Origin of the sequence: Neisseria bacilliformis (assembly GCF_014055025.1) — a bacterium.
GTDB lineage: Bacteria > Pseudomonadota > Gammaproteobacteria > Burkholderiales > Neisseriaceae > Neisseria > Neisseria bacilliformis.
In genome coordinates this window covers 111,545-135,944 of the sequence record NZ_CP059571.1, presented here as the reverse complement: position 1 = coordinate 135,944, position 24,400 = coordinate 111,545, and the positions used below count along the sequence as shown (strand labels likewise).

Below are 24,400 nucleotides of genomic sequence, written 5' to 3'. Positions count from 1 at the left end.
GGCCGTCTGAAAAAGCCGCGCCAGCCGCGCCGCAGCTTTTTCAGACGGCCTTATGCGCCCGCCGCCGCGCCGTGTACAATCCGCCCCCGTTTTGTCCGCTTTGTTTTGGGAATGCCATGAAATTCAAAACCCCGCCCGTCAGCGGCAAGGTGCTGGCGGTGCTGCCGCCGCTGCTGGCCGTGTCGATTGTCGCCCTGCTTGTGTACCGCTTCCGCCTGCAAAGCGTGGCCATTCCGCTGGTGTTGGGGGTGATTGCGGGCGGGCTGGTGGATTTGGACAACGCCTTTGCAGGCCGTCTGAAAAACAGTGCGGTGTCGCTGGCAGCCTTTGCCGTGTCGTCGCTGGCGGTGCAGGCTTCGCTGGGTCATCCGGCGATATTTCTGCCGGTGATGGCGGCTCTGGCCTTTGTGTTCACCATGGCCGGGGCGGTGGGGCTGCGCTACCGCACCATCGCCTTTGGCACGCTGGCGGTGGCGGTGTACACCACGCTCACCCACAATCCCGAGAGCGCGTCGCCCTGGTATCTCAACCCGCTGATGATACTGTGCGGCGCGGGTCTGTACAGCCTGTGCGCCCTCGCCATGCACGCGCTGCTGCCGCACCGCACGGTGCAGGAAAACACCGCCGACGCTTATGAAGCGTTGGGCGCGTATCTCGACGCGAAGGCCGGTTTTTTCGACCCCGACGAAACCGCCGCCCTCGAAGAGCGGCAAATTGCGCTGGCGATGGCCAACAGCCGCGTCATCCAGGCCTTCAATCTCTGCCGCAGCGCGCTGTTTTACCGGATGCGCGGCCAGCACCGCCACCCGCGCACCACCCGCATGCTGCGCTACTACTTCGCCGCGCAGGACATCCACGAGCGCGCCAGTTCCAGCCACATCAGCTACCGCGACGCGGCCGACAAGCTGAAAAACACCGACCTGATTTTCCGTTTCCTGCGCCTGATGGAATTGCAGGCGCAGGCCTGCCGCGACATCGCCGAGAGCCTGCGCGACAACCGCGTCTACGAACCCGACCCCCGCCTCGCCCGCGCCCGACGCGGCCTGAAACAGTCGGCCGCCCACTACGCCGCCGCCCACGCGGGCGCGCCGGAAACGCCGCTGCTGCAACGCCTCTCCGGCAACCTGCAAAACATCAACCACCGCCTCTCCACCCTCGACAGCGGCCTGGATGAAAACCCGTCCGCCGACCAGCGCATCGCCCACCACGACTCGGCCAAACTGCGCGACGCCCTCAAAAGCATCGCCGCCCAGCTCAACCCCCAGTCGGCCACCTTCCGCCACGCCGTGCGCATGTCGCTGCTGGTGCTGGTGTGCGGCCTCATCGTCGAAACCCTCAACCTCAACTTTGGCTACTGGATACTGCTCACCGCCGTATTCGTCTGCCAGCCCAACCACTCCGCCACCCAAAGCCGCCTCAAACAACGCATCACCGGCACCCTCGGCGGCGTACTGGTCGGCTCCCTGATGCCCTATTTCACCCAGTCGCTCGAAGCTAAACTGATGGTCATGTCCGCCGGCGTCGCCCTCTTCTTCCTCTTTCGCGCCAACAAATACAGCTACTCCACCTTCTTTATCACCATCCAGGCACTCATCAGCTTCTCCATCGCCGGCTACGACATTACCCAAGCCCTGCCCATGCGTATGGCCGACACCGTCATCGGCTGCCTCCTGGCCTGGGCGGCCGTCTCCTACATCTGGCCCGACTGGCACTACCTGCAACTGGGCAAAACCGGCGCGGCCGCCGTATCCGCCGACGCCGGCTACCTGCGCGCCGTACTCGTCCAGCTCGAACACGGCGGCGGCGACAACGTCGCCTACCGCGCCGCCCGCCGCCTCGCCCACGAACGCGCCGCCGCCCTGTCCAGCACCCTCTCCGACATGTCCGGCGAACCCGAAAAATACGGCACCCGCCTGCACGACGGCTTCCGCCTGCTCAAAATCAACTACTCCCTCATCGGCTACATCTCCGCCCTGGGCGCATACCGCGACACCCTCAGCCGCGACGAGTCCCACCAAACCTTCCTGCGCCAATGGTTTCCCGCCGCCGATGCCGTCTGCACCCTCGCCGCCGAACTGCCCGAACTGCCCGAAGACACCTTTGCCCAACGCCTTGCCGACACCCGCGCCGCCCTCTCCGCCCTCACCCCCGACAGCGAGCAGGCGCACGTCCTCACCCAGCAGATCACCGCCACCGCCGACCTGCTCCAACCCGCCCGCGAATCCCTGCACGGCAAAGCCCGACCCGCCCCCGTCCCGCAGGCCGCAGAGGCCGTCTGAAAAGCGCGTTTTACGTTTTCAGACGGCCTCTGCGGCCAAGGCAGGGTGTGCGGCGCAGCCACGCACGCGGTTTGGGAGTGGCGGCGGTTGTTTGGTGCGTTGGTGAAACGAAAGGCCGTCTGAAAAACGTTTTTCAGACGGCCTCCACCAATTGGGCTACAATACCGGCACACAAAACACACGCGAAAACATGAACAAACATACCCGCTACCAAATCTTCGCCCGCTGGCGCGCCGCCAACCCGCACCCGCAAACCGAGCTGCACTACAACAGCCCCTTCCAGCTCCTCATCGCCGTCCTCCTCTCCGCCCAGGCCACCGACAAAGGCGTGAACAAAGCCACTGCGCACCTCTTCCCCGCCGCCCCCACGCCGCAGGCCATGCTTGATTTGGGCTTGGCCGGTGTGATGGAATACACCAAAACCATCGGCCTTTACAAAACCAAGTCCAAACACATCATCGAAACCTGCCGCATCCTCATCGAAAAACACGGCGGCCAAGTGCCGCAGACGCGCGAAGAGCTTGAAGCCCTCCCCGGCGTCGGCCGCAAAACTGCCAACGTCGTCCTCAACACCGCCTTCGGCCAAAAAGCCATGGCCGTGGACACCCACATCTTCCGCGTCAGCAACCGCATGAACCTCGCCCCCGGCAAAAACGTGCGCGAAGTGGAAGACAAACTGCTGCGCGTCATCCCCGACGAATTCATTTTAAACGCGCACCACTGGCTCATCCTGCACGGCCGCTACGTCTGCAAAGCGCAAAAACCCCTGTGCCACCAATGCATTGTGAACGACTTGTGCGAATACAAAGGCAAAACCGTTTCCCTGCCGCCGCCTCTTGCCGAGGCCGTCTGAAAATGTTTTTACAGGAAACACAAACCATGGCAACCGCCCAACTGCGCCACCCCTACACCCTCGCCGAACTCGTCGCCGCCCCCGTCGCGCCGATTGCCGCCGACACCGTCTGCCTGCTCGACGAACCGCTCGACGACGAAACTTTCGACGAAGACGACAACCCCGAAGGCTATTCCGACTTCGTATTCGCCAACGGTTTGGAACTGCTTTACTACGGCCGGCAGTTCGCCGACGCCGTCGCCAACACCCTGCACCAGAAAAGCGGCGCGGCAACGGAAGACATCGTCCGCAACCTCGGCTACTACGCGCAACACGACACCTATCTTGATTTTTAGGCCGTCTGAAAACCCAATCATAAAAAAACAAACCATGCACACCGCCGTCCCGCCCGCACAAAGGCCGTCTGAAACCCGTTCAGACGGCCTCGCCGACACCTTCGCCGACCGCCTCATCCGCTGGCAGAAACAACACGGCCGCCACAACCTGCCCTGGCACAGCCGCGACCCCTACCGCGTCTGGCTCTCCGAAATCATGCTGCAACAAACCCAGGTGTCCACCGTTGCCCGATACTACCCGCGCTTTCTCGCCGCCTTCTCCACCGCCGCCGCCCTTGCCGCCGCGCCCGAAGACCAAGTGCTCGCCCTCTGGCAGGGGCTGGGCTATTACAGCCGCGCCCGCAACCTGCACAAAGCCGCCAAACAAATCGCCGCAGAGCACGGCGGCGCGTTCCCCCGAAGCCGCGCCGGTCTCGAAACCCTCAGCGGCGTCGGCCGCAGCACCGCCGCCGCCATCGCCGCCTTCGCCTTCTGCCAACGCGAAACCATCCTCGACGGCAACGTCAAACGCGTCCTCTGCCGCGTTTTCGCGCGCGAGGGCGACCCCGCCGACAAAAAATTCGAGCAAAGCCTGTGGACGCTGGCCGAAAGCCTGCTGCCCGCCGACCCCGCCGACATGCCCGCCTACACCCAGGGGCTGATGGACCTTGGCGCAACCGTCTGCACCCGCGCCAAACCGCAATGCCCCGCCTGCCCGATGGCCGACGTCTGCCAAGCCCGCAAACAAGGCCGTACCGCCGAACTGCCCCGCCGTAAAAGCACGCAGCCCGTGCCCACCCTGCCGCTCTACTGGCTTGTTTTGCGGGACTCTGACGGCGCGGTTTTCCTGCAAAAACGCCCCACCAAAGGCATCTGGGGCGGCCTCTACTGCGTGCCCTGTTTCGACACGCTCGAAGCCTTGCACGATGCCGCCGCGCAACACGGCGTGTGTTCGGACGGCCTCGAAGAACAAGCCGCCCTCACCCACCGCCTCACCCACCGCCTGCTGCTCATCACCCCCTTCGCCGCCCGCTGCGGGAGGCCGTCTGAAAAAGTTTCAGACGGCCTGTGGGTGCCGCCGCAAGACCTGCCCGCCTACGGCCTGCCCAAACCGCTGGCGGCCTATCTGGGCGCAGAGGCCGTCTGAAAAAACCGCCCGCGCCACAAGCCGACGTTCGGCCACGGAGTAGGGTGTGTGGCGCAGCCACGCACGCGGTTTGGGTTTGCGAAGAGGGCACGGATGCGCGGATTTGTCGGGCGGCAGAAACCGCGTGCGTCGCCTTGGGGCGACACACCCTACGTCAGGCCGTAGGCCGGGCTTCAGCCCGGCTAACTCACTATTTCTCCGATATTTTGCCGGGCTGAAGCCCGGCCTACACCGGATACTTTTTATCTTTATCCACTATAAAAGCCCGGATGTTTGGCGGCGTAAAAACAAAAAAGGCCGTCTGAAAACCTGTATTGCGGTTTTCAGACGGCCTCTTTGCTTTTTATATCAACAGATTGGCTCGTCGGCAAAACGCCTGCCTTATCCGTTGACCAGCACCACTTTCATCGCCTGGTTTTCGGCGGCGTGTTTGAACACGTCGTAGGCTTTTTCCAGTTTGTCGAATTTGAAATGGTGGGTGAGCATTTTGGTGTAATCGACGGGGCTGGACGAGATGGCTTTCATCAGCATTTCGGTGGTGTTGGCGTTGACCAGGCCGGTGGTGATGGCGAGGTTTTTGATCCACAGTTTTTCCAGTTTGAAATCAACCGATTGCCCGTGAACGCCGACTATGGCGATGTGGCCGCCGGGTTTGACGATATCCTGGCACATATTCCAGGTGGCGGGGATGCCGACCGCTTCGATGGCGCAGTCCACGCCGTCTTGTCCCACTATATCAAATACTTGCTTGGACACGTCGCCCGATGCGGGGCTGACGGTGTGCGTTGCGCCGAGCTCTTTGGCGAGTTTGAGGCGGTTTTCGTCCATGTCGCACACGATAATCGCGGCGGGGCTGTAAAGCTGGGCGGTGAGGAGGGCGGACATGCCCACGGGGCCTGCGCCGGCGATGAATACGGTGTCGCCGGGTTTCACGTCGCCGTATTGCACGCCGATTTCATGGGCGGTGGGCAGCGCGTCGGAGAGCAGCAGGGCGACTTCTTCGTTGACGTTGGCGGGCAGCGGCACAAGGCTGTTGTCGGCATAGGGGGTGCGCACGTATTCGGCCTGCGTGCCGTCGATCATGTAGCCGAGTATCCAGCCGCCGTTGCGGCAGTGCGAGTAGAGCTGGATTTTGCAGTTGTCGCAGGTGCAGCATTTGCTGACGCAGGAAATAATGACTTTGTCGCCGGGTTTGACGTTTTTCACCGCCGAGCCGACTTCTTCGACGATGCCGATGCCCTCGTGGCCGAGGATGCGGCCGTCGGCCACTTCGGGGTTTTTGCCTTTCCAGATGCCCAAGTCGGTGCCGCAAATCGTGGTTTTGACGATTTTCACCACCGCGTCGGTGGGATCGATAATCTGCGGCTTGGGTTTTTCTTCAAAGCGGATGTCGCCCGCGCCGTGGTAAACCATTGCTTTCATGGTGTTTCCTTTCGTTCGGAAGGTTGGAGAAAACGTAACGACTGCATAAACCCGCTTATAGGACGATTGATATTGTTTGTCAAATTATTTAAAGTTTTCAATGTGTTATACTATAACAAGAGGCCGTCTGAAAACCCGTAAAACAGGTTTTCAGACGGCCTCTGCCGTTATGTGGGGTGGGTCAACGATGCACGCGTTTCATGTTCCCGCAAGCCCAAACCGCGTGCGTGGCTGTGCCGCACCCCCTACGCCTGCCGATCAAGCCCTTTTTCAGACGGCCTTTTTCTCGCCGCGCAGCTCTTTGGGCAGCACGAAAACAATGCTTTCTTCCGTGCCCTCGCCCTCGCGCAGGGTGTCGTGCCCCCAGGCTTTGAGCGTGTCCAGCACTTCCTGCACCAGCACTTCGGGGGCGGACGCGCCGGCGGTTACGCCCACCTGCCGTTTGCCCGCGAACCATTCGCGGCGCAGGTGGGAGGCGTTGTCCACCATATAGGCGTCCACACCGCGCTGGGCGGCCACTTCGCGCAGGCGGTTGCTGTTGGACGAGTTGGGCGAGCCGACGACGATGACGATGTCGCATTCGGCGGCCAGCTGCTTCACCGCCTCCTGACGGTTGGTGGTGGCGTAGCAGATGTCGTCTTTGGGCGGGCTTTTGATGTTAGGGAAACGCGCTTTGAGGGCGGCGATGATGTCGCGCGTTTCGTCCACCGAAAGCGTGGTCTGGCTCACGTGCGAGAGGCGGTCGGGGTCGGCCACTTCGAGCGCGGCCACGTCTTCGACGGTCTGCACCAAAAGAATCGAACCTTCGGGAAGCTGCCCCATCGTGCCTTCCACTTCGGGGTGCCCCGCGTGGCCGATCATGATGATCTGGTAGCCCTGCGTATCCAGCCGCGCCACTTCCTTGTGCACTTTGGTAACCAGCGGGCAGGTGGCGTCGAACACGCGGAAACCCCGCGCCGCCGCCTCGTCCTGCACCGCCTTGGACACGCCGTGCGCCGAGTAGATCAGGGTCGCGCCCGGCGGCACGTCGGCCAAATCCTCAATGAAAACCGCGCCTTTCTCGCGCAGGTTGTCCACCACGAATTTGTTGTGGACGACTTCGTGGCGCACGTAAATCGGCGCGCCGAATTCTTCCAGCGCGCGCTCCACGATGCTGATGGCTCTGTCCACGCCCGCGCAGAAGCCGCGCGGGTTGGCGAGCATGATGGTTTTGCCGCTCATGAGGCTTCCTTTTGCGTGTTTTCAGACGGCCTGCCGTGTTTTTTGTGGGTGAAGCTGTCGAGCACCAGCAGTGCCGCGCCGACGCAGATAAAGCTATCGGCCACGTTGAATGCGGGATAAGACCATGTTTCGCCGTAGAAAAGTAGAAAGTCCACCACTTTTCCGTGGACAAAGCGGTCGATAACGTTGCCCAGCGCGCCGCCGACCACCATCGCCGCGCCCCACGAGCCGAGTGCGCCGAACTCGCCCTTTCGCACCGCGCGCACCAGCCACACGGAAATCACCGCCGCCAGCGCGACAAAAAAGTATTTCTGCCAGCCGCCGGCTGAGGCGAGAAAGCTGAACGCCGCGCCGGTGTTGTACACCAGCGTGAGGTCGAAAAAGCCGCTGACGACGGGCAGGCGTTCAAAGTCTTCAAAACGCGCCAGAACGGCGTATTTGCTGATTTGGTCGAGCACCACGGCGGCGGCGGAGAGCAGCCAGTAGCGCAGGGTGGACGGTGTGTTTCGCATGTTGTTCTAAGATGCCGTTTTCAGACGGCCTGTGATGGGAAAGGGCGGCATTTTAACCGATATGCGCGGGGCGGCGGGCAAAGGCCGTCTGAAAGTGCGGCCTCAGCCGTTTTTGTGCGCCAGCGCGGCGTCGTACAGGGCTTTTTTGTTCGCGCCCGTTATCCGCGCCGCCAGCTCGGCCGCCTGTTTGGTGGGCAGCTCCGCCGCGAGGATGTCCAGCACGCGCAGGGCTTCGGCGGGCAGGGCGGCGTTTTTTTCCGGCGCGGCGGGGTGGAGGATCAGCACCATTTCGCCGCGCGTCTGGTTCGGGTCTTCGCGTAAGGCCGTCTGAATTTCGGCCACGGTACCGCTTAAAAAGGTTTCAAAGGTTTTGGTCAGCTCGCGCGCCAGCGTGAGGCGGCGCGCGGGGAAGGCGGCGGCCATGTCGGAGAGGGCGGCTTCGATGCGGTGCGGGGCTTCAAACATCACGACCGGATAGTCCGCGCCCTGCCACGCTGCAAACAGTTTTTGGCGGGCGGCAGCTTTGGGCGGCAGAAAACCGTTGAAATAAAAGCAGGATTCGGATACGCCCGCCGCGCTGAGGGCAGCCATCACCGCGCTCGCGCCGGGCACGGGGATCACTTTGAATCCGGCTTCGCGCACGTGTTCGGCCAGCCTTGCGCCGGGGTCGCACACGGCAGGGGTGCCCGCGTCGGACACTTGGGCGACGATGAGGCCGTCTGAAAGGGCGGAAACGATCTTGTCCGCCATCTGCCGCTCGTTGTGTTCGCGCACGCTGATAAGGCGCGCCTGTATGCCGTAGGCGGCGAGCAGGCGGGCGGTTACGCGGGTGTCTTCGGCGCAGACGAGGTCGGCGCGGCGCAGCACGGCAAGGGCGCGCAGGGTGATGTCGGCGAGGTTGCCGATGGGGGTGGCGACGGTATAAAGCGCGGATTCGAGGCTGTCGGCGGCTTTTTGCAGATGGGTTTGCGGCATGGCGGGATTCCGGTTTGAAACGGGCGGCATTGTAGCTTTCAGACGGCCTGTTTGCAGCAGGCCGCATTACCGCTTACCATGCAGGCCGTCTGAAAACCGCGTTGTCAGAAAGAAAAGCATGCGTTTGAACCACCCCAGCGGGCAGGCGGCCGAGGATGCCGCGCTGCGTTTTTTGCAGGAAAACGGCTGCCGCCTGCTGGCGCGCAACTGGCACTGCCCGCACGGCGAAATCGATCTGGTCGTGCAATCGGGCGCACTCTTGCTGTTTGTTGAAGTAAAATACCGCAAATCCGCCGCGTTCGGCGGCGCGGCATACAGCATCACGCCCGCCAAACTGGCCAGGCTGCAAAAAAGCGTCGAGCACTACCTGCAAAAACACCCGCACCGCGGCGGCTGCCGCCTCGACGCGGTGCTGATCGAAGGAAACGCCCGCCCGCTCTGGCTGCAAAACATCACAGGATAAACCTTATGACCACCCTTGAAGAACGCGTCCGCGCCCATTTTGAAGAAAGCATCGCCGCCAAACGGCAGGCCGCCGAAGTGCTGGCCGGGCCGACCGCCGAAGCCGCGCAAATGCTGCTCGAATGCCTGATGAACGACGGCAAAATCCTCGTCTGCGGCAACGGCGGCTCGGCGGCCGACGCGCAGCATTTCGCCGCCGAACTCACCGGCCGGTTTGAAAAAGAACGCATGGAGCTGGCCGCCCTCGCCCTCACCACCGACACCTCCGCCCTCACCGCCATCGGCAACGACTACGGCTTCGAGCACGTATTCAGCAAACAGGTGCGCGCCCTCGGCCGCCCCGGCGACGTGCTGCTGGGCATCTCCACCTCGGGCAACTCCGGCAACGTCATCGAAGCCATCAAAGCCGCCCACGAACGCGACATGCGCATCCTCGCCTTCACCGGCCGCGACGGCGGCAAAATCGCCGCCATGCTCAAAGACGACGATATTTTGTTAAACGTCCCCCACCCGCGCACCGCCCGCATTCAGGAAAACCACATCGTCCTCGTCCACGCCCTGTGCGACTGCATCGACACCATGCTGATGGAAGGCGTGTAAAACGGCGTTGAGGCCGTCTGAAAAATAAAAAATCGTTTTTCAGACGGCCTCATGCCGCCCCGCCGTCAAACAGGCCGCCCGTACCAACCGCCGCTACACAAAGGCCGTCTGAAAGCGCAGCTTCGGCGCGCCGAAACGCGGCGCCAACAAAGTTACCCATGACCGACTACCCCCTCTTCGCCACCTGTCCGCGCGGCCTCGAAACCGTGCTCGCGCAAGAACTCGCCGAGCAAGGCTGCGCAAACGTCCGAACCGCCGACGGCGGCGCGTCCTGCACCGGCGGCCTCGAACAAATCTATCGCGCCAACCTCCATTCCCGCACTGCCTCCCGCGTCCTCCTGCGCCTCGCGCACGGCGCGTACCGCAGCGAAAACGACATCTACCGCCTCGCCCGCAGCATCCGCTGGCACAAATGGTTTTCAGACGGCCACACCGTCAAAGTACAAACCGAAGGCCGCCGCGCCGCCGTCAAAAGCCTCGACTTCGTCAGCCTCAAAACCAAAGACGCCCTCTGCGACCACTTCCGCGAGCGCACCGGCCGCCGCCCCTCGGTAGACAAACACCGCCCCGACATCCGCATCCGCGTCTTCCTCGACGACAAAACCGCGCAAATCTTCCTCGACACCAGCGGCGAAGCCCTGTTCAAACGCGGCTACCGCCAAGACACCGGCGAAGCCCCCCTGCGCGAAAACCTCGCCGCCGGCCTGCTGCTTTTGGCAGGCTACGACGGCAGCCGGCCCTTCCAAGACCCCTTCTGCGGCAGCGGCACCCTCGCCATCGAAGCTGCCTGGATCGCCCTCAACCGCGCCCCCGGCCTCATGCGCCGCTTCGGTTTTGAAAAACTGGCCGTGCACGATCCCGCCCTGTGGGCGCGCCTCAAAGCCCAAGCCCGCGCCGCCGCCAAAGACAGGCCGTCTGAAAACATCGCCGCCGGCGACAACGACCGCGCCATGACCCGTGCCGCCCAAGCCAACGCCCGCGCCGCCGAAGTTGAAGCCTTCATCGACATCGCCACCTGCGACGCGCAGGACGCCCGCCCCAACGGCGCGGACGGCATCATGCTCTCCAACCCGCCCTACGGCGTGCGCCTCTCCGAAGTGCAGGCACTGCACGCCCTCTACCCCCAGCTCGGCAGCTGGCTCAAACAGCACTACCCCGGCTGGCGCGTCGGCATGTTCACCGCCGACCGCGACATGCCCAAACTCATGCGCCTCACCCCGAGCCGCAAAATCCCCCTCTACAACGGCAAACTCGACTGCCGCCTGTTCCTCCTGGACATGGTGTCCGGCAGCAACCGCAAAAACGGCGCGTAGCGGCCGTTCCCGCCTACGCGGGGATGACGTTTCTGAAAGCGCAGCTTCAACGAAGTTAAAACAAAAGACGGCGTATGCGCTGCCAACGGAACAGCGGCTGACGGGTAGGGCGTGTGGCGCAGCCGCGCACGCGGTTTCAGACGGCCTGAACGGCAACGACACATGCGCCGCACCGGCAGCCAAACAAAAAGGAATCCGCATGACCGGACAAGAACCCCTCCGCCTTTCCAAACGCATGGCCGAACTCGGCCTCTGCTCGCGGCGCGAAGCCGACGCCTATATCGAACGCGGCTGGGTACGCGTGAACGGCCAAACTGCCGTGCTCGGCCAGAAAGTAAGCCCCGCCGACCGCATCGACCTCGCCCGCGAAGCGCACGAAACCCAGGCGCGGCGCGTAACCGTCCTCCTCAACAAACCCGTCGGCTACGTCAGCGGCCAGCCCGAAAAAGGCTACCGCGCCGCCGTAGAGCTTTTCACACCCGAAAACCGCTGGGAAGGCGACCAAAGCCGCATCCCGTTCGACCCGCGCCACCTGCGCGGCCTCGCTCCCGCCGGCCGCCTCGACATCGACTCCGTCGGCCTGCTCGTCCTCACCCAGGACGGGCGCACCGCCAAACAGCTCGTCGGCGCGGACGGCGGTAGCGAAAAAGAATACCTCGTGCGCGTCAGAGGCCGTCTGAAAGAAAACGGCCTCGCCCTGCTCAACCACGGATTAAGCCTCGACGGCGAACCGCTGCGCCCCGCCAAAGTGGAATGGCAGAACCGGGACCAGCTCCGTTTCGTGCTGCGCCAGGGCAAAAAACGCCAAATCCGCCGCATGTGCGAACTGGTCGGCCTCACCGTGGTCGGCCTCAAACGCATCCGCATCGGCCGCGTCAAACTCGGCGCACTGCCCCCGGGCAAATGGCGTTACCTCGCCTCGGACGAGCGTTTCTGAACGCGCGTCCGAACAAAAAGGCCGTCTGAAAGCGCAACTTCAACAAAGTTGAAACCGTTTTTCAGACGGCCTTTCGCCGCCCGGCCTGCACCGGATACTTTTTACCTGTATCCACTGTAAAGCAAAGAGGCCGTCTGAAAAACCGTGTGTAGGGTGTGTGGCGCAAGCCACGCACGCGGTTTGGGATTGGCAGGGAGGGCGCGGATTTCTTGGGCGGCAGGGAACGCGTGCGTCGCCTTGGGGCGACACACCCTACGGCAGGTTCGGCGGGTAGCTTGGGTTGCAAACCCAACATCGACCGATTGCACGGACGTTGGGCTTGACCCAACCTGCCTTCTTAGCGGCAGAGGCCGTCTGAAAAACCGTGTGTAGGGTGTGTGGCGCAGCCACGCACGCGGTTTGGGATTGGCGGGAAGGGCGCGGATTTGTTGTGTAGCAGAGAACGCGTGCGTTGTTTGGGCGACACACCCTGCAAAACGGCAGAGGCCGTCTGAAAACCGCGTTTTGCAGTTTTCAGACGGCCTCTTGCCGTATTTTATGCGGAACGGTTTACCAGTAGCCCAAGGCCTTCCACCAGATGCCGCCGACGATGAGGAATACCAGCAGGTTGGCCACGCTCATCACGAAGCCGGCCTTCCACCATTCGCCCAGTGTGGCGTAGCCCGAGCCGAAAATTACGGGGGCGGTGCCGGTGGCGTAGTGGGTGAGGGTCATCATCAGGCTGGACGCGGCGGCCATAATCAGGCCGAAGGCCATCGGCGGTGCGCCCAGTGCAAGCCCCGCCGCGTAGAAGGCGGCCAGCATGGCGGTGATGTGGGCGGTGGTGCTGGCGAACATATAGTGGGCGTACATGTACACCAGAAGCAGCAGCATGGAGGCACCCATCCAGCCCATGCCGGTGTGTTCGATGCCGGTTTTGAGCGCGTCGGAAAACCAGGCGATCAGGCCGAGTTTGTTGAGGAAGGTGGCCATCATCACGAGGGCGGCAAACCAGGTGATCGTGTCCCACGCGCTTTTTTCTTTCAGCACGTCGTCCCACGAAAGCACGCCGGAGAGCAGCAGCAGCGAGAGGCCGATAAAGGCGGTGGTGGTGGCATCGACGGCAAACGCGTCGCCGAAAACCAGCGCGGGTATGCCCGCCCACAGGATGAGCAGCAGGGCGAAAATCGCCAGCATGATTTTCTCGCCGCCGTTCATTTTGCCCAGCTCGGCCAGACGCTCTTTGGCAAACTGCGCCGCGTTGGGCGTGGCTTTGATTTCGGGCGGGCTGACGAAATACAGCACCAGCGGCATCAGCAGCATGGCGACGAGGCCGGGCAGCAGCATGGCCACCGCCCAGGTGCCCCAGCTCAGATGGATGCCGTTGCCGGTGGCTTTGGCAATGATGTCCACCACCAGCGGATTGGGCGCGGTGGCGGTGATGAACATCGCCGATGTGATCGGGTTGCTGTGGTAGTTCACCAGCGCGAGATAGCGGCCGATGCGCCCCTGCGTGCCTTTTTCGGGGTCGGAGTCGTAACTCGACGCGATGGCCTTCATCACCGGATGGATGATGCCGCCGCCGCGCGCGGTGTTGCTCGGCGTTACCGGCGCGAGGATCAGCTCGGAGATGGCGAGGCTGTAACCGATGCCCAGCGTTTTTTTGCCGAACAGGGAAATGAAGTAGTAGCCGATGCGCGCGCCCAGGCCGGTTTTCAGAATGCCGCGCGAAATCATGATGGACACGCCGATCAGCCAGATCAGCGGGCTGGCAAAGCTCGAAAGCGCGTCTTTGATCGCGGCGTCAGGCTTGTTATTGGTTACGCCGGTTACCGCCACCAGCATCACCGCCACCATCGACAACGCGCCGATGGGCATCGCCTTGCCGATAATCGCGGCAATCACGCCGACAAACATTGCCAGAAGATGCCACGCCTGCGGCGTTACGCCCGTGGGAACGGGGATGACGAACCAAATCAGCAGGGCAAGCCCCACCGCAACGGCGGCGGGAACGGGTTTGAAACCGAGTTTGTCCATGGGAACACTCCTTTCTCGCGGCATCCGCAAAGGATACCTGTTGGTAAAAAAAAGTGGATTGGAGAAACTATACGCCTGCCGCGCCGTTTTGGTAAGCGAAAAACAGAATATTCTATTTTAAAAGAAGAGGCCGTCTGAAAGCCCGGTATAAGGGATTTCAGACGGCCTTAATATATTGGAATATTGTCAGGCTTTCTGCTTTGCAAGTTGTTCGTCTTGGAAAGTCTGCGACAGAATGTTCGCTGTGTAGAGAAACTTCGCTTCGTCTCTATCGCAAAGAGCATCCAGACAGGCTCGGTTCAGACTCGTCGTTACCAATTTTTTATAAACAAGGTTTTTGTTTTCTCCAATAAAATCAGCTGCCGACTGATAAATATCATGTTTTTCCTCTTCGGAATAGAAAATAAATTCGCGCAAATAAATCAGCAGATCGTGATTAATATAAAATATTAATTGATATGCTTTCCGTAAGGCAGGTAAATATGGCCATAACTTTCGAATGGCAACCATGCGCTCTTTATAATTGTCTACCGATTTAGATGTAGTGATACTGGTTTGATTACCATAGACAAACCAGATATAAACGCGGTTGTCGATTAGGCCGATACGGTCTATTTGAGAGTAAATCTTTGCAGTGAAGATTTTGTCTTCATACAAGCCTTCGTCAAAATAAATATTTTTATCTCTCAATACTTGGGTTCGATACAGCTTGTTTGTAGATAATGTATCGCTGTATAAATTAAGCCGTTCATTGAATGTATTGATTTTTTTTGTTTTATACAGATCTCTAAACCATTCGCCTTCCGCACCAGTATCAATCTGCTTGCGTACGGTTACCCCGGAAACCACATCCAAATCATGTTCTCTGGCATATTTGAGCAAGTGAACTAAGGAATCGGGATATATTGCATCGTCAGCGTCCAAAAAGAAAATGTATTCCCCTTTTGCGTGGTCAATACCAAAATTCCTCGCCAATCCCGGTCCGGCATTCTCTTTCCAAAAATAGCGGAAACGGTTGTCTTTAAAAGAGTTGACAATATCTTCAGCTCTGTCTTCGGAACCATCGTCAACCACTATCACATCTAGGTTAGTGTGTTGGGATTTTTGCAATGATTCTAAGGTTGAGGCAAGCGTTTTTCGCGCATTGTAACTTGGGATGACCACGGAAATGACAATATTGTCTTCTGCTTCCGCTTTGGGTGGATTGCTTGATGTTTGCGGCTTTCCAGGACGAAATAATTTTTGCAAGAATGACATATTATAACCTTTAAAGTATTATCTATTTTCTAAATTATCTAATTCTGAGAAAAGCTGATCCCATTTGCCAAAAACAGTTTCATTACTAAACTCGTTAAATGTATCTTTAATATCGTTTACATCCAAAGTATCCAGTCTGCCTAATGTATCAATTACACCCGTATAGTCATCGTAGGGTACTAAAAATCCGGTTTTGCCATGTTTGACTACTTCCGATGCACCTGTATAAGAGTCAAATACAACCACAGGTTTTCCATGGGCATAAGCCTCCAATAACACAAGACCGAATCCTTCAGATTTAGATAATAAAATTAAAGAATCGTTTTCGGTAAAAATTTTGCCTTTATCTGGTTCAAAACCACGAAGACGGATAATGTCATGAAGACCGTTGTCATCAATAGCTGCTTGAAACTCGCCTTTTAATTTACCGTCTCCATATACGTTGACTACAATGTTTGAGTTTTTCGTTTGGATTTCCTTGCCTAATTCTATCAAGGCAAAGATATTTTTATCGGCATCCAAACGGCTGATAACGGCTGTATGATTAGGGCAGTGTGAGTCAATCGCTTGGTACTCCGCTTCAATAGAGTTGTGGATAAAACCAAGCTTATTACGTACTTCTTCTTTTAGGTGAGGCGAGAGCAGCTGAACAGCTGAATCAGTAAGCAGAAGCAGCTTGTCATAATTGTAAAGATTACCTTCGTTCAGCCAACCCAAATGAGGTCCATACATCTCCTGAGAAATAATGTCTTTCACATCACCATGGAACATTAATACCGTTTTTGCACCACTCAGATATTTTTGGAAGTGAAGGTGAGCAGAGAATTGCAACGAAATAACAATGCCGTCAGTGTTTTGCAGAATACTGGCACAACCGCCTCGCAAATACTGTGATGACATATAAAAATCAATATATGGACTTTGGAATACGTGGTATTCAGAGTTGTTTTCCGCAAACTCTTTAATAGCCAGCACATAAATACGGCTATTGTATTTTTCCTTATAATACTTAGCCATATTCTTAATAAAAGTATGTATCCCACCTATTTGATTCAAATCATTGATTAGAAAAATAATATCCTTACCAAAACGAGGATCAGCATCTAAGGCTAAAACATCCGCTATGCGTTTGGTAGAGTGTCCGTCTTCCAATGGGTAAAAGGTTTGTACCAATTTGTTATTGTCGGAATCAAGACTGTTCCAATCCAAACGGTAGAGATCAATTTCTCTATCAATTATCTGACGTGCTGGCAGATATTCCTCAAAATCAAAATAAACGCCTCTTTGACGCATATAATCGTAGCTGTCATATTGGAACAGGATAATCGGTTTGTTCAAGACGGCAAAGTCCAATACCAACGAAGAATAGTCGCTGATAAGAATGTCCGCCATCTTCATTAGATCGGCTAAATCGGCAGTTGATGTGCAATCAATAACATTTTTGTATTCCCGTTGCAAGCTGTTTAAATAATGTAGTTTAGTAATAATGACATATTCGTTATTAAGATGACGCAGAAGCCGAGCGGGATTAAACGGTAAAGATATAGGGCCTCTTTCTCGATAAGTTGGTGCATAAAGAATAACTTTTTTGTCTTCCGGAATACCAAGTTTTTGTTTGATGTTTTGATAGGCCCAATTTTCAGAAGGGACAAGTGCTAACGAAGCAGATTGGCAAATGTTCTTCCAATCCAAGTTATATAAATGTGATTCTCTAGTTGCTGTATACGGATTATTGGCGAGTTTTTCCAATTCCTTACGGCGCTCCTTATGTGTAGAAATAAATTTATCATAATCATACTGATAAAGTACAACTGGCTTCTGATATTCATTAAACAAATGAATTATCGGATGATAATCACTAATTAAAATATCAGCAACTAAAAAATTTTCGATTTCGTTCATATCTAAATTTGATATAAATCGGATATTTTCTGTGTCTTCTGGCAGCTCAGCAGATCTTGATGGTGTCCTGACTAATAAAAGCCATTTCTCTCCAAGTAAACAGGCAAGTTTTTCCACATCAAAAGGTAAATTTTCTTTACTCATGTAACAGCGGGAGGCGGGGGCATAAAGCGCAATCTGACGGTCATCTGGTAGATTAAACCGCTTTCTGACCGATTGTACTGAATATTTGTTGTTTAACAAATTATCCATTTTTGCACAGCCCACTTGATGGATAATACCGTCATAGCGCATTGCGCCTTTTAGGAAAGTGTTAGTATAGAAATCTGACATTGAAATCATGCAATCGTAAGCCAAACCATAGCGAATGGCACCTGAAAGATGCTTGATATCTAAATCAACAAACATTTTTTTGTATGGGATGCCATGCCATACCGATATCCATTTATTAGTATCAGTAATACGGTAACCGGCATTCATTGTGCCGGCATCAATTACATAATCAGCAGTAAATTTCAGAAACTCTCCATAGGGGGTACCGTTTTTTACAATAGTGTAATTTAATCTTCTTTCTATATCGGCATCGCATTCCCGCAGAATGATATAAATATCAAAGTCATATTTATAATGTTCGATAAAAGGCATAATGTCTGCCATGACTCGGTGATTATAGTCGGAGGGAATTAGCAGCAGTTTCTTTTTTAGACGTACATTCAAGGTATTGCTAGATCCGTCTTGAGAAATACGGGGCAGGGGAGCAAGCGGAGCTGGCGCGGATGAAGCAGATGTTATTGGATGGGACGCATGCGCACCAATATTGTGCAGCTTTTTCTCACATTGTTCCATTTGGGTTTTCCATGAAACATTATAAGGAGCCTGACGTATGGCGTATCCTATGTGCTGGTGCGCTTCCTCCAAATTTCCAAGTTTCATATAGCAAAGACCGAGTTTAAAATGACTTTGCGGATGTTCAGGCGATTGTTTGACGGATGTCTGGAAAGATGCGAGAGCCTGCTGCCATTGTTTGGCCGAATATTCTTTCAGACCTTTTCTATATGAGGCGGGCGCAAAAAGATAGTTTAACGAGTTTTTAATTGCTTTCATCTTTTTCTTTCGTAATAGATTCACCCAAGAGGGATAGGGCCGTTGTTAATCGTTGATACATTTTATTGCTTAATTTTTTTGGTGATGCTAATTTTTTATACAGATAGATAGCCATATCAATTTTATCTGATATTTCCATATTTGGCGTATCCAGCGCACTGTCGAAGTCTGTCATTGGGTTGCGCCAATTACCATAATTTTCAGTTAAATATAATTCATAATTCTTGGGGATGAAATAGTCTTCTGCCAAAAAATGCAAAGGGGTTAGGCAAAACGGCGTGTTGTGCCAAATGCTTTTCCCTCCCGCATGCCAATAGTCAGTTTCCGTTCGATAGTGAATGAAGATATCAATGGTTACACCATTAACATGGCGCACAACTAAAAGATAGTTGCTGTTTCCAGGTAATACATAAAAACAACCACTATTATAAAATATTTCGTTTAATTGGTTTATTGAATAATTATCCCAGACGCCCAAGTCAATATCTTTATCATGGCTAAGCAATTTCCCTTCTCTAATGGCTCCAAGTAGCGTTCCACTAATAAGAAAAAATGTGATATTGGATTGTGAGAATACTTGTTTTGCTGATTTTAATGCTACCGCTGCAAGTTCGTCATTATAACGTTTCTCTGGGAGTTTATTGCTTTTTACTGTTTTCCCTTGATTACTTCCATGAAACTTCTCTCTCCATATCATTAAAGCGAAATCTTTTCTTTCTCCACGGATGGCGGCATTGGAAAGGTGGCAGGATAAATCAAATGGAAGAGTAGAAAATTGCCCTGGATATTTTTTTTGAAATAGGCTGTAAAACCGGTCAAAGTCTTCAGGCGTATCAACCAAATTGGAAAGAGCTTGCCATGTTTTCCTACGCTTGGAATATTGAAGCAGTGTTTCTAATTTTTCCCAAGATTGTTCTTTAAATCCCTTTTTTGCCAATAATTCCGCTAACAGATATGTTCCATCCGGATGAAATGGGATATTTTTTAATAGTTGATCTAGGGCTTCGAACGCGGCATTGGTCTTGTTTTGCAAAGAAAGGCTCTGTGCTTTATAAAAAAAGCCTGTTGCGCATCCGTTCAATACTAAGTCTGCCGCATAACGTTGCACAGCAGGATGATTTGCAGATTCTAATGCATTGATTATTTTGTTAACTCTGAGATACCAAGTAAGTCTAATATGCTTTTTTTCTGCTGCTAGTTCACGATGTATTTTGCTTATACGCCTAATGAAAACAGAGGGTAACAGGGAAGCAATCCTTTTGGTCAGGACATGCATTATTATATGCCTGCTTTATTTTCAGATAAAATTTGTTTGATTTGGGTCGTAGAAATATCGGGAGTACGGGGTAAATAGACTACTTCGCAATAGTCTTTTAAAAAATCAAATTTGCCCTTCCAGTCGTCCCCCATAACGAATACGTCGATATTATGGTTTTGCACGTCTGGAATTTTCTGTTCCCATGTTATCTCAGGGATAACCTCGTCCACATAACGAATGGCGCGTAGAATAGTGGCTCGTTCTTCAAAAGGATAAGTACATATTTTATTTTTTAATAGATTAAACTCATCGGTAGAAACAGCGACAGTCAGATGATCACCTAAGGCGCGAGCCCGTTGCAAAAGATTGATATGCCCGTGATGCAACAGATCAAATGTTCCATATGTTAATATTTTTTTCATGGTATCCCCTGTGTCAGATTCCGTAGTCGAAGTTGCTTATTGCTGTCCGAACGCTAAAGGTTGTGATTATAAGGATAATAAATCCCCCTGAAAAGAAAATTGTTAAGGGGTTTAGGAAGCAAAATCACCAAAAACAGTGATAAGCTTCTGAAATGAAATTAAAAAACAAGTATCAAAAGTTCAGCAAAATTTCCGAACCGCAATTTCGTCAAATCCTGCGGCTGTTTGCTTTGGATTTGACCGCCTCCGATACTGCCGGGCTAACCGGTATCAGCGTCCGAAGCATCAACACGCCCTTTCTGAAATTGCGCCGGCGTTTGGCTGTCGAAAGCGAGCGGCAAACCCCTTTTGACGGCGTTGTGGAACTTGACGGATCTTACTTTGGCGCAAAGCGCATCCGTGGTAAACGCGGGCGCGGTGCCGGTGGCAAAACCATCGTTTCCGGCGTACTCAAACGGGGCGGCAAGGTCTATACGGAAATCGTTCCTGATGCGTCCAAAGCCACACTGCAAAAGGTAATACGCGGGCACATTTCTGTTGGGAGTGTCATCAATACTGATGGCCGGCGTGGTTATCACGGCTTGGTTGATATGGGTTTTGCAAAGCATTTCAGGGTGCGTCACGGGCAGAATGAATTTGCCCGCGGAGCGCGGCATATCAACGGTATCGAGTCGTTTTGGAGTGATGCAAAACACCGTCTGATACAATTTCACGGCGTAGCACGACATACGTTTTACCTGCACTTGAAAGAAACCGAATTCCGCTTTAATCACAGGCATGATGATTTGTACAAAGTGCTGCTGAAAATGTTGCGAAAAGATCCTTTGAAATGATTTTTGCTTCCTAAGCCCCTTGTTAAATTAAAAAACGGAATGGCAGCAGCACCGGATACTCATCAGAATTTAATTTTTTGTTTTCAGACGGCCTCCCCATCCCACCCCGACGCGGTGCGGTTTTTTGTTACACTACCGTCTGTTTCCCAACCCGAAGCCGTCATGCTGACCTACACCCCGCCCGAAAGCCGCGCCGCGCCGCCGACGCATGAGAAGCCCTGGATTCTGCTGCTGCTGGCTTTTGCCTGGCTGTGGCCGGGGGTGTTTTCGCACGACTTGTGGAAGCCGCACGAGATTTGGACGAACGAGGCGGTGAAGGACGTGCTTGCGGGCGGCAACGCGCTGCTGCCGCAGGTGCAGGGGCATTACGATGCCGGTGTTTCCTTTGTGTATGTCTGGCTGGCGGCGCAGTGCCGCGTGCTGTTTTCGCCGTGGCTGGCGGACGCGTATTCGGCGATGCGTTTTGCGGGCGTGCTGTTTGCCGCTCTCGGGCTGGCCTGCTGCGGCATGGCCGGTTTCCGGCTGGCGGGGCGGCATCAGGGGCGCAGCGTGGTGCTGATTCTGATCGGTTGCGCGGGGCTGATTGCCAACGCCCACCTGCTCGGCGGCGTGCCGGTGCAGTTTGCCGCGCTGGGGATGTGCCTGTACGGGCTGGCCGAGGCGCGGCGGCGGGTGATTTTCGCCGCGCTGCTGACGGGCGGCGGCTGGGCTTTGCTGTCGGTGTCGGGCGGCTGGGCGGTTACGGCGGCTCTGATGCTGGCCGCCTGCCTGATACCGCTGTTTTCGCCCGCGTGGCGGGAGAAGCGGTTTTATGCCGCGCTGGCGGCGGTCTTCGCGCTGGGCGTGCCGCTGGTGCTGCTTTATCCGGCCGCGCTGTATTTTTCCTCGCCCGAAGCGTTCGCGTGGTGGCGGGACAACGCGGTGTTCGGCATTTTCGGCGGCATCTCGTCCCTGCGGTTGTCATTCCACGCACCTTTTTATCTGAAAAACCTGTTGTGGTTTGCCTTTCCCGCCTGGCCGCTGGCGGTGTGGACGTGCGCGGGCAGGGGTTTTCTGCGGCGCGACTGGGCCGCGCCGCTGTTGTCGTGGCTGGCGGCGGTGTCCCTGCTGCTCGTTTTCGCGCCGAAGGCAGGCACGGACGCCCTGATCTGGCTGCTGCCGCCGCTTGCCCTGCTCGGCGCGGCGCGGCTGGACGGGCTGCGGCGCGGCGCGGCGGCGTTTTTCAACTGGTTCGGCATCATGATTTTCGGCGCGCTGGCGGTGTTTTTGTGGACCGGCTGGCTGGCGATGAACTTCGGCTGGCCGACGAAGCTGGCGCAGCGTTCGGCCTATTTCAGCCCGTATTACACGCCCGATTTCGACATTATGCCGATTATTGTCGCCGTGCTGTTCACGCCGCTATGGCTGCGGGCGGTAACGCGCAAAAACGTGCGCGGGCGGCAGGCGGTAACCAACTGGGCGGCGGGCATGACGCTGGTGTGGGCGCTGCTGATGACGCTGTTCCTGCCCTGGCTCGATGCGGCCAAAAGCTACCGCCCCGTGGTGGAGCGCATGGAGGCCGCCGCCCCCGCCGCGCTGCAAACCGGCACACAATGCCTGTTTGTCGGCGCGGACACGCCGCTCGCCCGCGCCGCCTGGGGCGAATACGGCCGCCTTCCCCTGTCCGATAACCCCGCCTGCCGCTACCGCGTGGTGCAGACCGACGGCGCGGACACGCCGCCGCCCGAGGGCTGGCGCGTGCTTTGGCAGGGCGGCCGCCCGCGCAACAAAGACGAGCGTTTCGTTTTGCTGGAAAACACGCGGGCGCAGCAGCCGTAAAACCCTGAAATCTGTTAAAGGCCGTCTGAAAACGCACTGAAAACGCAGCTTCAACACAGCCCGAACCCGCGCCGCGCTTTTTCAGACGGCCTCCGTTGCCCCCTTAAATTCAAGAAAGCCGTGCTTTCAGAAACGTCATCCCCGCGCAGGCGGGGACGACCTCCATCCCTTCCGAAAAGGACGCAAACACATGAACAAAACCCCTGCCATCCTGGCCGCCCTGCTGCTGTCCGCCTGCGAAATCAACCTGCCGCCCGCCGCCGTTTCCCAAAGCGGCGGCGCACCCGTCGTCGTCCTGCACGACACCGCCCCCATGCGCGCCGTACTCATCCGCACCGCCGACGGACAATGCCTCGACATCAGCGGCGGCGACGGCAAAAGCCTCATCCGCTACCCCTGCCACGGCCGCGCCAACCAGCAGTTCCGCTTCGACGCAAAAAGCGGCGCGATCACGCAAAACGGCGGCTGCCTCGACGTGGCGGGCGCGGAAAAACGCGACGGCGCGCCCGTCATCCGCTACCGCTGCACCGGCGCGGCCAACCAGCAGTGGTATGCCGACGGCAGCCGCATCCGCAGCGCGGACAGCGGCAAATGCCTCGACGCTTCCGAACACCGCCTCGCCGTCCGCCGCTGCAACGGCAGCCGCGCCCAGCAGTTCGCATGGTAAACAGGCCGTCTGAAAACACGGACTAACGGTTTTCAGACGGCCTCATCCCTCCAAAAAAAACCAAACCACGGAAACCCCATGACCCTTCCCGTCATCGCCGTAACCTCCGGCGAACCTGCCGGCATCGGCCCCGACATCTGCCTCAACCTCGCCGCGCACAGCCTGCCCTGCCGCCCCGTCGTCCTCGGCGACAAACACCTGCTGGCCGAACGCGCCGCCATGCTCGGCAAAACCGTCCGCATCCGCAACTACCACCCCGAACACGCTCCCGAACCCGGCACGCTCGAAGTGCGCCACATCCCGCTTGCCGCCCCCTGCCAGCCCGGCCGCACCAATCCCGCCAACGCCCGCTACGTGCTCGAACTGCTCGACACCGCCTGCGACGGCATCACACGCGGCACATTCGCCGCCCTCGTTACCGCCCCCCTGCACAAAGGCGTCATCAACGACGCGCTCGGGCAGTTTTTCAGCGGCCACACCGAATACCTCGCGCAAAAAAGCGGCACCGAACGCGTCGTCATGATGCTCGCCGGCGGCGGCCTGCGCGTCGCCCTCGCCACCACCCACCTGCCGCTCAAAGACGTGCCCGCCGCCATCACCCGCGCATCCCTGTGCGAAACCGCCCGCATCCTGCACCGCGAACTGCGCCGCCGCTTCGCCCTGGCCGCCCCCCGCATCCTCGTGGCCGGCCTCAACCCCCACGCCGGCGAAGGCGGCCACCTCGGACACGAAGAAAACGACACCATCATCCCCGCCCTCGAAACCCTGCGCTCCGAAGGCATAGACGTGCGCGGCCCCCATCCCGCCGACACCCTGTTCCAACCCTTCATGCTGCGCGACGCCGATGCCGTGCTGGCCATGTACCACGACCAGGGCCTGCCCGTGCTCAAATACGCCGCCTTCGGACGCGGCGTCAACATCACCCTCGGCCTGCCCTTCGTGCGCACCTCCGTCGACCACGGCACCGCCCTTGCTTTGGCGGGCACAGGCCAGGCCGACGGCGGCAGCCTCATCGAAGCCGTCAAAACCGCCGTAGAAATGGCACAGGCCGTCTGAAAACGCAGTTTCGGCGCAGCCAAAAACGCTTT

The 24,400-nt window shown here is 56.9% G+C and carries 21 protein-coding genes; 12 read left to right on the top strand and 9 right to left on the bottom strand.

The window, feature by feature from the left end:
- The first annotated feature begins 116 nt into the window (after positions 1-116).
- The 4 genes from yccS to mutY all read left to right on the top strand — a co-directional run bounded on the left by yccS (position 117) and on the right by mutY (position 4,593).
- Entirely contained in the window at positions 117-2,279 is a 2,163-nt protein-coding gene (yccS, locus tag H3L91_RS00700) for a YccS family putative transporter (protein WP_040658504.1), read from the top strand.
- 190 nt (positions 2,280-2,469) lie between these two features.
- Positions 2,470-3,132 (top strand): endonuclease III, encoded by a 663-nt coding sequence (gene nth / locus H3L91_RS00695; RefSeq protein WP_007341456.1) that lies wholly within the window; start codon positions 2,470-2,472, stop codon positions 3,130-3,132.
- Positions 3,133-3,158: 26 nt separating this feature from the next.
- Positions 3,159-3,467, top strand: a complete 309-nt coding sequence (locus tag H3L91_RS00690) for a DUF7716 domain-containing protein (RefSeq protein WP_154647165.1) — start codon at positions 3,159-3,161, stop codon at positions 3,465-3,467.
- A gap of 34 nt (positions 3,468-3,501) precedes the next feature.
- Complete coding sequence (gene mutY / locus H3L91_RS00685; protein ID WP_081458556.1) at positions 3,502-4,593, top strand: A/G-specific adenine glycosylase; 1,092 nt, start codon at positions 3,502-3,504, stop codon at positions 4,591-4,593.
- A 381-nt stretch (positions 4,594-4,974) separates the two neighbouring features.
- Here the strand turns inward: mutY and H3L91_RS00680 are convergent, their stop codons facing one another.
- From H3L91_RS00680 to rsmI, 4 genes are all read right to left on the bottom strand, one after another.
- Positions 4,975-6,015, bottom strand: a complete 1,041-nt coding sequence (locus H3L91_RS00680) for a zinc-dependent alcohol dehydrogenase family protein (protein ID WP_007341453.1) — start codon at positions 6,013-6,015, stop codon at positions 4,975-4,977.
- 270 nt (positions 6,016-6,285) lie between these two features.
- Positions 6,286-7,236 carry a 4-hydroxy-3-methylbut-2-enyl diphosphate reductase gene (ispH, locus tag H3L91_RS00675; RefSeq protein ID WP_007341451.1) on the bottom strand — a complete coding sequence of 317 codons (951 nt, stop codon included), beginning with the start codon at positions 7,234-7,236 and terminating at the stop codon, positions 6,286-6,288.
- Positions 7,233-7,748 (bottom strand): signal peptidase II, encoded by a 516-nt coding sequence (gene lspA, locus H3L91_RS00670; protein WP_007341450.1) that lies wholly within the window; start codon positions 7,746-7,748, stop codon positions 7,233-7,235. The genes ispH and lspA overlap by 4 nt, the downstream gene beginning before the upstream one ends.
- 102 nt (positions 7,749-7,850) lie before the next feature.
- The gene (gene rsmI / locus H3L91_RS00665) at positions 7,851-8,723 is read right to left on the bottom strand and encodes a 16S rRNA (cytidine(1402)-2'-O)-methyltransferase (RefSeq protein WP_040658503.1); all 873 of its coding nucleotides are present in this window, start codon (positions 8,721-8,723) and stop codon (positions 7,851-7,853) included.
- Positions 8,724-8,841: 118 nt separating this feature from the next.
- Here rsmI and H3L91_RS00660 point away from each other — a divergent pair, with 118 nt between their 5' ends.
- From H3L91_RS00660 to H3L91_RS00645, 4 genes are all read left to right on the top strand, one after another.
- Positions 8,842-9,186, top strand: coding sequence for a YraN family protein (locus tag H3L91_RS00660; RefSeq protein ID WP_007341448.1), 345 nt, complete (start codon positions 8,842-8,844; stop codon positions 9,184-9,186).
- A gap of 5 nt (positions 9,187-9,191) precedes the next feature.
- Positions 9,192-9,785 carry a phosphoheptose isomerase gene (locus H3L91_RS00655; RefSeq protein WP_007341447.1) on the top strand — a complete coding sequence of 198 codons (594 nt, stop codon included), beginning with the start codon at positions 9,192-9,194 and terminating at the stop codon, positions 9,783-9,785.
- A 158-nt stretch (positions 9,786-9,943) separates the two neighbouring features.
- Positions 9,944-11,098 carry a THUMP domain-containing class I SAM-dependent RNA methyltransferase gene (locus H3L91_RS00650; RefSeq protein ID WP_007341446.1) on the top strand — a complete coding sequence of 385 codons (1,155 nt, stop codon included), beginning with the start codon at positions 9,944-9,946 and terminating at the stop codon, positions 11,096-11,098.
- A gap of 199 nt (positions 11,099-11,297) precedes the next feature.
- Positions 11,298-12,035 carry a pseudouridine synthase gene (locus H3L91_RS00645; RefSeq protein WP_007341445.1) on the top strand — a complete coding sequence of 246 codons (738 nt, stop codon included), beginning with the start codon at positions 11,298-11,300 and terminating at the stop codon, positions 12,033-12,035.
- Between the two features lie 549 nt (positions 12,036-12,584).
- Here H3L91_RS00645 and H3L91_RS00640 read toward each other — a convergent pair.
- The 5 genes from H3L91_RS00640 to tagD form a co-directional block, all read right to left on the bottom strand.
- Positions 12,585-14,051 carry a DASS family sodium-coupled anion symporter gene (locus H3L91_RS00640; protein ID WP_007341442.1) on the bottom strand — a complete coding sequence of 489 codons (1,467 nt, stop codon included), beginning with the start codon at positions 14,049-14,051 and terminating at the stop codon, positions 12,585-12,587.
- Between the two features lie 186 nt (positions 14,052-14,237).
- Positions 14,238-15,308 carry a glycosyltransferase family 2 protein gene (locus tag H3L91_RS00635; protein ID WP_007341441.1) on the bottom strand — a complete coding sequence of 357 codons (1,071 nt, stop codon included), beginning with the start codon at positions 15,306-15,308 and terminating at the stop codon, positions 14,238-14,240.
- 18 nt (positions 15,309-15,326) lie between these two features.
- Positions 15,327-18,314, bottom strand: coding sequence for a CDP-glycerol glycerophosphotransferase family protein (locus H3L91_RS00630; protein ID WP_007341440.1), 2,988 nt, complete (start codon positions 18,312-18,314; stop codon positions 15,327-15,329).
- The gene (locus H3L91_RS00625; RefSeq protein WP_007341439.1) at positions 18,301-19,590 is read right to left on the bottom strand and encodes a LicD family protein; all 1,290 of its coding nucleotides are present in this window, start codon (positions 19,588-19,590) and stop codon (positions 18,301-18,303) included. Before H3L91_RS00625 ends, H3L91_RS00630 begins: the two co-directional genes overlap by 14 nt.
- A 2-nt stretch (positions 19,591-19,592) precedes the next feature.
- Positions 19,593-19,994, bottom strand: coding sequence for a glycerol-3-phosphate cytidylyltransferase (gene tagD / locus H3L91_RS00620; protein ID WP_007341438.1), 402 nt, complete (start codon positions 19,992-19,994; stop codon positions 19,593-19,595).
- A 152-nt stretch (positions 19,995-20,146) separates the two neighbouring features.
- On the opposite strand from tagD, the gene H3L91_RS00615 reads away from it, so the two are divergent.
- The 4 genes from H3L91_RS00615 to pdxA all read left to right on the top strand — a co-directional run bounded on the left by H3L91_RS00615 (position 20,147) and on the right by pdxA (position 24,368).
- The gene (locus tag H3L91_RS00615; RefSeq protein ID WP_007343968.1) at positions 20,147-20,827 is read left to right on the top strand and encodes an IS1595 family transposase; all 681 of its coding nucleotides are present in this window, start codon (positions 20,147-20,149) and stop codon (positions 20,825-20,827) included.
- A gap of 162 nt (positions 20,828-20,989) precedes the next feature.
- Entirely contained in the window at positions 20,990-22,645 is a 1,656-nt protein-coding gene (locus H3L91_RS00610; protein ID WP_040658502.1) for an ArnT family glycosyltransferase, read from the top strand.
- A gap of 190 nt (positions 22,646-22,835) precedes the next feature.
- A complete protein-coding gene (locus H3L91_RS00605) occupies positions 22,836-23,312 on the top strand; it encodes an RICIN domain-containing protein (RefSeq protein WP_007341436.1) in 477 nt (158 codons plus the stop codon).
- Positions 23,313-23,390: 78 nt separating this feature from the next.
- Entirely contained in the window at positions 23,391-24,368 is a 978-nt protein-coding gene (pdxA, locus tag H3L91_RS00600) for a 4-hydroxythreonine-4-phosphate dehydrogenase PdxA (protein ID WP_007341435.1), read from the top strand.
- The last annotated feature ends 32 nt before the right edge of the window (positions 24,369-24,400 follow it).

Excerpts from the sequence above, each read along its gene's own strand:
- lspA (WP_007341450.1), bottom strand. The coding sequence starts at position 7,748 with ATGCGAAACACACCGTCCACCCTGCGCTACTGGCTGCTCTCCGCCGCC.
- H3L91_RS00660 (WP_007341448.1), top strand. The coding sequence starts at position 8,842 with ATGCGTTTGAACCACCCCAGCGGGCAGGCGGCCGAGGATGCCGCGCTG.
- yccS (WP_040658504.1), top strand. The coding sequence starts at position 117 with ATGAAATTCAAAACCCCGCCCGTCAGCGGCAAGGTGCTGGCGGTGCTG.
- H3L91_RS00645 (WP_007341445.1), top strand. The coding sequence starts at position 11,298 with ATGACCGGACAAGAACCCCTCCGCCTTTCCAAACGCATGGCCGAACTC.
- mutY (WP_081458556.1), top strand. The coding sequence starts at position 3,502 with ATGCACACCGCCGTCCCGCCCGCACAAAGGCCGTCTGAAACCCGTTCA.
- tagD (WP_007341438.1), bottom strand. The coding sequence starts at position 19,994 with ATGAAAAAAATATTAACATATGGAACATTTGATCTGTTGCATCACGGG.
- H3L91_RS00625 (WP_007341439.1), bottom strand. The coding sequence starts at position 19,590 with ATGCATGTCCTGACCAAAAGGATTGCTTCCCTGTTACCCTCTGTTTTC.
- H3L91_RS00650 (WP_007341446.1), top strand. The coding sequence starts at position 9,944 with ATGACCGACTACCCCCTCTTCGCCACCTGTCCGCGCGGCCTCGAAACC.
- H3L91_RS00605 (WP_007341436.1), top strand. The coding sequence starts at position 22,836 with ATGAACAAAACCCCTGCCATCCTGGCCGCCCTGCTGCTGTCCGCCTGC.
- H3L91_RS00640 (WP_007341442.1), bottom strand. The coding sequence starts at position 14,051 with ATGGACAAACTCGGTTTCAAACCCGTTCCCGCCGCCGTTGCGGTGGGG.
- nth (WP_007341456.1), top strand. The coding sequence starts at position 2,470 with ATGAACAAACATACCCGCTACCAAATCTTCGCCCGCTGGCGCGCCGCC.
- pdxA (WP_007341435.1), top strand. The coding sequence starts at position 23,391 with ATGACCCTTCCCGTCATCGCCGTAACCTCCGGCGAACCTGCCGGCATC.
- H3L91_RS00655 (WP_007341447.1), top strand. The coding sequence starts at position 9,192 with ATGACCACCCTTGAAGAACGCGTCCGCGCCCATTTTGAAGAAAGCATC.
- H3L91_RS00610 (WP_040658502.1), top strand. The coding sequence starts at position 20,990 with ATGCTGACCTACACCCCGCCCGAAAGCCGCGCCGCGCCGCCGACGCAT.
- ispH (WP_007341451.1), bottom strand. The coding sequence starts at position 7,236 with ATGAGCGGCAAAACCATCATGCTCGCCAACCCGCGCGGCTTCTGCGCG.
- H3L91_RS00680 (WP_007341453.1), bottom strand. The coding sequence starts at position 6,015 with ATGAAAGCAATGGTTTACCACGGCGCGGGCGACATCCGCTTTGAAGAA.
- H3L91_RS00630 (WP_007341440.1), bottom strand. The coding sequence starts at position 18,314 with ATGAAAGCAATTAAAAACTCGTTAAACTATCTTTTTGCGCCCGCCTCA.
- rsmI (WP_040658503.1), bottom strand. The coding sequence starts at position 8,723 with ATGCCGCAAACCCATCTGCAAAAAGCCGCCGACAGCCTCGAATCCGCG.
- H3L91_RS00615 (WP_007343968.1), top strand. The coding sequence starts at position 20,147 with ATGAAATTAAAAAACAAGTATCAAAAGTTCAGCAAAATTTCCGAACCG.
- H3L91_RS00635 (WP_007341441.1), bottom strand. The coding sequence starts at position 15,308 with ATGTCATTCTTGCAAAAATTATTTCGTCCTGGAAAGCCGCAAACATCA.
- H3L91_RS00690 (WP_154647165.1), top strand. The coding sequence starts at position 3,159 with ATGGCAACCGCCCAACTGCGCCACCCCTACACCCTCGCCGAACTCGTC.